The following is a 5,548-nucleotide window of genomic DNA, read 5'->3' on the forward strand; positions in this document are numbered from 1 at the left end:
TTTTAGCCTCTTCATAATTTGCACTGCTTGCATATGTACCATCCTTTTGCTCCTTATAAAGAATTATTCTTACTCAATTCCTTATAAGATAGCTTTTCTCTGCGAGTGGTACTATTTTACTTTGCCATCTGGTACATTTTTACTCTACCATAATCACATGGAGCGTTGAGATAAAAACAACTCATCAAAACAATCATCAGATAGTTCACATAAGCAGCGAAAGACAACTTGACACACGTGATATGGGAAATCTTTTTCTCTATCATCTTTCATTGGAAGCAAGACAACAATCGGGCGAAACATTAAATCAAATTGTTGATTCTGTTTCAGAATATTTAAGTACTGATTTCAATTCGCTAAACCGTTTCAAAAACAAATTACTTGAAGTGGGATATTTTGACCAGCACCGGCATCTTTATGAACACACCGGATATTTCATTCGACAGGATGTATTCTACAAAGTAGAAAATGACTTTCCGAGAATTGAGGAGAGAGATATTCGCAACGGAGTCGGCGATGTAAAATATTCAATTGTTATTTCGCAATGTTCTGATTTTATCAGAACAGAACAGCAAGTATTTCAGACTTTAATGTTCTCATGAGTGATTCAATAGAAGATACCGAACTGAAAAGATTTTATCAATCGCTGATTCAGGATTTAAAATCAACACAGGTCTCCGAGGAAGAAGGCGGAATACTTGAACAGATTTTTACACAGATGGCAGTTGACTTACTTGCTGATGCAGGTGAAACTGAAAATGCACGAGTAGCACATGACGAAGGATATCTTGGAACAAAAAACCAGCATAAGATAAATGCTTACGCAGAGCCAGACAACTATGAAACGATTGATTTATTCATAACCATTTACAAAGGAAAAGATGAGCCAACAAGACTTGCAAAGGAGGAGATAGCTACAGCAGCAAAAAGAATTACAAACTTTTTTAGTAAAGCAAAGTGCAAAGATTATGTAAATGAAATTGAGGAGTCTTCGCAGATATTTGATTTCGCCCACATGTTAAGCACATCCGGGGATTTAACGGAAAATCTGGTGAGAGTAAATGCCATCATCCTCACAGATGGCTTATATCCGGGTGAAATTCCTGAAAATAAAAATATTGCCGGTTATCCGATTTTCTTTCGTGTCATTGACCTGTCGTATCTTTACAATATTACAGAAAAATCTCATATTCCGATTGAAATTGATTTTACAAGAGATGGCTTCGAGATCCCTTGTATTATTTCACCATCAGAAAACGACCAGTATCAATCTTATCTTGCTATCATTTCAGGGGCAGCACTAGCGACAATTTATGAAAGATACGGTTCGCGCTTGTTAGAACAAAATGTTCGTTCGTTTCTGCAATTTACTGGCAAGATTAATAAAGGAATGCGAAAAACCATAAATGAAGAACCACACATGTTTCTTGCTTTCAACAATGGAATTGCCGTGACTGCCGAAGAGATTGAAATTGCAAAATCAGAAGATGGAAAAGGATATCTTATTTCAAAAGTCAAGGATTTTCAGATTGTGAACGGAGGGCAGACAACCGCATCAATTTATCATACATTTAAAAAAGACAAGGCGGATATTTCAGGAGTATTTGTGCAGGTGAAATTGACCGTAGTAAAAAACAGAAACGATTTCAGCAAAATTGTTTCAAGAATATCAGAATATGCAAATACACAAAACAAGGTGTCTGTTTCTGATCTGAGTTCAAACATACCGTATCACATTGAACTGGAAAAATTATCACGTGGCATTTTCACACCACATGTAACAGGGCAGATTAATCAAACAAGATGGTTCTATGAAAGAGCAAGAGGTCAGTATAAGAATGCCAGAATTAAAGAAGGTTTCACCAAGGCGAAACAAAAAGCCTTTGACCTGAAGAATCCAAAAAAGCAAATGTTTAACAAGGAAGATTTGGCGAAGTATGTAAATGCATACCGTGAGATTTACGATGGAAATAAATTAAGAATCGGTCCTCATCTTGTAGTTCAGGGCAATCAGAAGAACTATGCGCAATTCCTTAATAACAATCTTATTGATAAGCCCGACAATATATATTTTGAGGATATTGTTTCAAAAGCAATCCTGTTCAGGACAGCAGAAAAGTTATATGGTGTGAAACCTAATGCTATAGGCGACCTTCGGTACATAACGGTTCCTTATGCAATTTCTTTGTTAGGTTATTTAACTGAATATAAATTAGATCTTTATAAAATATGGACAAACCAATCCATATCAGAGGGACTTCAAAGTACTTTAAAAGATTTAATGCGTTTAGTTGAGAATTTCATTAAGAACTCTGCTCCAGGGGCTTTGTTCGGAGAGTGGGGAAAAAAGCAGGATTGTTGGCTTACGGTTAAAGAGAAATTTAAAAATACCCCAATCCCGATACCACCGGATGATTTACTTAATCCGAAAACCAGACCCAGACGCAGGATAAGTGATACAGAAGTTGAAAATTCAAATTTTAAGGAGACAGAAGAGACAATTAAAAATATAAGCGCAGAGAAATGGAAAGTAATTTACCTTTACTGTAAAGAGAACGACGAGATTCCGAATTACTTCACCAATGCCGTTCACAATCTCGGAAGAAAATTAAAAGAAGGTATCAGGCCGACTTCTAAGGAAATACTTTTGGTAAATGAACTTTTGAATAAAATAATCTATAAAACTTCAATTTTTGATGAAGAGTAAACAGCAAACGGAAAAATGGAAAAGCTTTTATTAAAGCCGGGTATGAAAAAAAATTTCCAAAACTGACATCTGATTACCTTAAACAACCATTGGACAGTAGGGTTTCCGAAATCCGATACACCATTGACCTTGAAGGATTATCCGGAGAAGTATTTGAAAATATTTCGTTGGGAAAATTCTTTACTGAATACTATCTAAATCCTGCAAAACAATTAAGGTCGATTATCAGGCAGCAGTTATTAATCAGGGATTTTGAATACAAAAGCAGTCTGGCAAAAATAGAGACTAAAGGTGCATTCAGGAGCAAACTTGAAGATAGATTGAAGTCAAGCGGCGAAGATACCGAAAACATCAACCATCTTATGTAACTAAGAAAGTAAATTAAAAGACGTTTTTACTATAAGTCGTTAAGTATCAATGACTTTTTTATGTAACGGTTATGTAACTGAGTATGCTAGATTATGAAAAATTGGGAAGATAAGGCACGGCATTATTTGGAAAAAAGCCTACGTCCATTGCCTCAAGAGATGAACAAACTTGATTGGAAATCTGGATTATCTGACAAAAGCGAAAAACTGGCACACCATCTTTCTGCATTTGCTAATCAAAGTGATGGAGGTTTTATCGTATTCGGAATAAATAATGGCACCATCGAGGGTCTGTCAAATCAAGATTACACAGAGATAATTAAAAAGTCAGGAAATATTGCCCGAGATAGTTTAGAACCGGTTATTTCATTGGATCATTCCATTTTACAAGTAAATGGCGTTGACTTGCTTTTTATTTATATTCCAGAGTCACGTGATAAGCCAGTTCACATAAGAGGAAGAACGGTATACGATTCGTACATTCGATCCGCTGGCCAAACAAGAAAAATGAGTAAGCAAGGACAGTAAAATAGGGACAGCGACCATTTCTGGAGATTTGGAAAAGTAAGTAGATAACATTTCTGTCCCTATTTTGTCAGGAAGACCGCAGGCCGGAAGACTTGTTGTTTCAGGTATTTATCGATCTGGACATTGAACTGACCCTGCCGGTGGTGAAAGAAACGATTGAGGGTAAAACCGTGTTCTTTGTAGACAATAATGTACTGACGGCCTGTTTTGATAACGGCATTACCGAAGAGCTGGTGAAACGCCTGACAAAACGCAAACCCCCTGCGTGCAGTATTCCGCGATAGCTCATACGGCAACAACAGTGTAAAGATCAATGTGGAGCATATCTTTAAGCTCCGATCTCCAGGTACTGAAGGGTGAACGATTTAGGGAAAGAACCACAGATGAATACCGATAAACACGGATTTGGATTTGAAAAACTGGTTGTGTTGTTTGAACAGACACAGAGTGAGCTACAGAAACAGGCGGCCCGCTCGGTTGATATTGCTTTAGTAATTCGCAACTGGCTCTTTGGCTGGTATATCGTGGAGTTTGAAAATGGCGGTGCAGAGCGGGCGGAACTGTATGGCAAGAAACTTCTTCAATGCCTTTCTGCGGAGCTCAAACAGGCTGGGCGGAAAGGTGTTTCACTAACTAATTTGAAGCAGTTCAGGCTGTTTTACGAAACCTACAAAGAGATTGGTCAGGCGGTGCCTGACCAATCTTCTATTGATACAAACAACTGGGGAAAAATTACACAGACTGTGTTTGCGCAATCTCTGAATGTCGATACCCAAAAGATTCGGCAGGCAGCGCCTGACCAATCTCAAGAAACAAGGGCATGCCTGCAGGAAATCATGGCAAAACTGTCAGCTCGCTTTGTGCTTGGCTGGACGCATTATGTCACGCTTCTCACGGTTAAAAATAGTGAAGAAAGGCGGTTTTATGAAATTGAAGCCGCAGAAAACGGCTGGGGATATCGTGACTGGAACGTCAGATTAACTCGGCTCTTTATGATCGGCTTGCTTTGAGTCGTGACAAAGAGGAGGTGAAAAGATTATCCACACATGGACAACTCATCGAAAAACCGGCGGATGTGATCAAAAATCCTTACATTTTAGAGTTTACGGGATTGGAAGAATGCAAAGCATTCAGTGAGCATGATCTGGAAACAGCTCTTATCGACAAAATAGAGCATTTTCTCCTGGAATTGGGTAAGGGGTTCCTGTTCGAGTCCCGCCAGAAACGCTTCTCCTTCGAGAATCGCCATTTTTATGTAGATCTGATTTTTTACAACCGACTTCTGCGCTGTTACACTATAATCGACCTCAAAATTGGTGACTTAAAACATCAGGATTTGGGTCAAATGCAAATGTATGTGAATTATTTCGACCGTTATGTAAAACTCGATGAAGAAAATCCAACGGTCGGTATTCTGCTCTGTCTCAGCAAAAGTGATGAACTGGTCGAATTGACACTTCCGAAAGATTCCAATATCTACGCATCGGAATATCAACTTTACCTGCCTTCCAAAGAAGAACTGAAAAAACAACTGGAAGATGCACAACGGGAATGGGAAGCGCACCATGATAAGGAAATACCAGATTCCAATTAAAGGTAACCACGGCCTACAGATTGCGCAGATTAAAAAATGCATCACAAACTTACCAATGACTAATGACTAATGACTAATGACCAATGACCAATGACCAATTCAGAACTTGTGTAACTATTCAGCGTAATCTATTAAACTACCGAACCACAACTCGTTCCCAAACCTTGTACTGAACATAGTGAAGTATCTGTTTGGGAACGTAATGGTACTGGAACTACATTCGCGGGTTCACTCATTAGAAGGCTTTTGTCAAGGACAAAATATCTCCGGTCGCAAAAATATCTACATTTTCACGTTTTGAATACCCCTCCAAGTACGGAATCGCTCTTACTGCTGTTTACGAAAATGACT

Annotated in this window: 7 protein-coding genes; all 7 read left to right on the forward strand. The window is 38.4% G+C overall.

All coding sequences use genetic code 11. The features are described 5' to 3' along the window. Positions 1–152: 152 nt before the first annotated feature. The 7 genes from QZT26_RS16250 to QZT26_RS16280 all read left to right on the forward strand — a co-directional run bounded on the left by QZT26_RS16250 (position 153) and on the right by QZT26_RS16280 (position 5,197). Positions 153–602 (forward strand): PD-(D/E)XK motif protein, encoded by a 450-nt coding sequence (locus QZT26_RS16250; protein ID WP_295103666.1) that lies wholly within the window; start codon positions 153–155, stop codon positions 600–602. Continuing rightward, the gene (locus tag QZT26_RS16255; protein WP_295103653.1) at positions 599–2,707 is read left to right on the forward strand and encodes an AIPR family protein; all 2,109 of its coding nucleotides are present in this window, start codon (positions 599–601) and stop codon (positions 2,705–2,707) included. The genes QZT26_RS16250 and QZT26_RS16255 overlap by 4 nt, the downstream gene beginning before the upstream one ends. An 89-nt stretch (positions 2,708–2,796) precedes the next feature. Beyond that, positions 2,797–3,075 carry a hypothetical protein gene (locus tag QZT26_RS16260; protein ID WP_295103655.1) on the forward strand — a complete coding sequence of 93 codons (279 nt, stop codon included), beginning with the start codon at positions 2,797–2,799 and terminating at the stop codon, positions 3,073–3,075. A 93-nt stretch (positions 3,076–3,168) separates the two neighbouring features. Continuing rightward, the gene (locus QZT26_RS16265; protein ID WP_295103657.1) at positions 3,169–3,603 is read left to right on the forward strand and encodes an ATP-binding protein; all 435 of its coding nucleotides are present in this window, start codon (positions 3,169–3,171) and stop codon (positions 3,601–3,603) included. A 92-nt stretch (positions 3,604–3,695) separates the two neighbouring features. Continuing rightward, positions 3,696–3,887, forward strand: a complete 192-nt coding sequence (locus tag QZT26_RS16270) for a hypothetical protein (protein WP_295103660.1) — start codon at positions 3,696–3,698, stop codon at positions 3,885–3,887. A gap of 99 nt (positions 3,888–3,986) precedes the next feature. Then, positions 3,987–4,613 (forward strand): DUF1016 N-terminal domain-containing protein, encoded by a 627-nt coding sequence (locus QZT26_RS16275; RefSeq protein ID WP_295103662.1) that lies wholly within the window; start codon positions 3,987–3,989, stop codon positions 4,611–4,613. Then, positions 4,610–5,197: a PDDEXK nuclease domain-containing protein gene (locus QZT26_RS16280; RefSeq protein WP_295103664.1), complete on the forward strand. Its 588-nt coding sequence runs from the start codon at positions 4,610–4,612 to the stop codon at positions 5,195–5,197. The genes QZT26_RS16275 and QZT26_RS16280 overlap by 4 nt, the downstream gene beginning before the upstream one ends. Positions 5,198–5,548: the final 351 nt, after the last annotated feature.

The sequence above is a fragment of the uncultured Candidatus Kuenenia sp. genome, assembly GCF_900696675.1.
Lineage (GTDB): Bacteria > Planctomycetota > Brocadiia > Brocadiales > Brocadiaceae > Kuenenia > Kuenenia stuttgartiensis_A.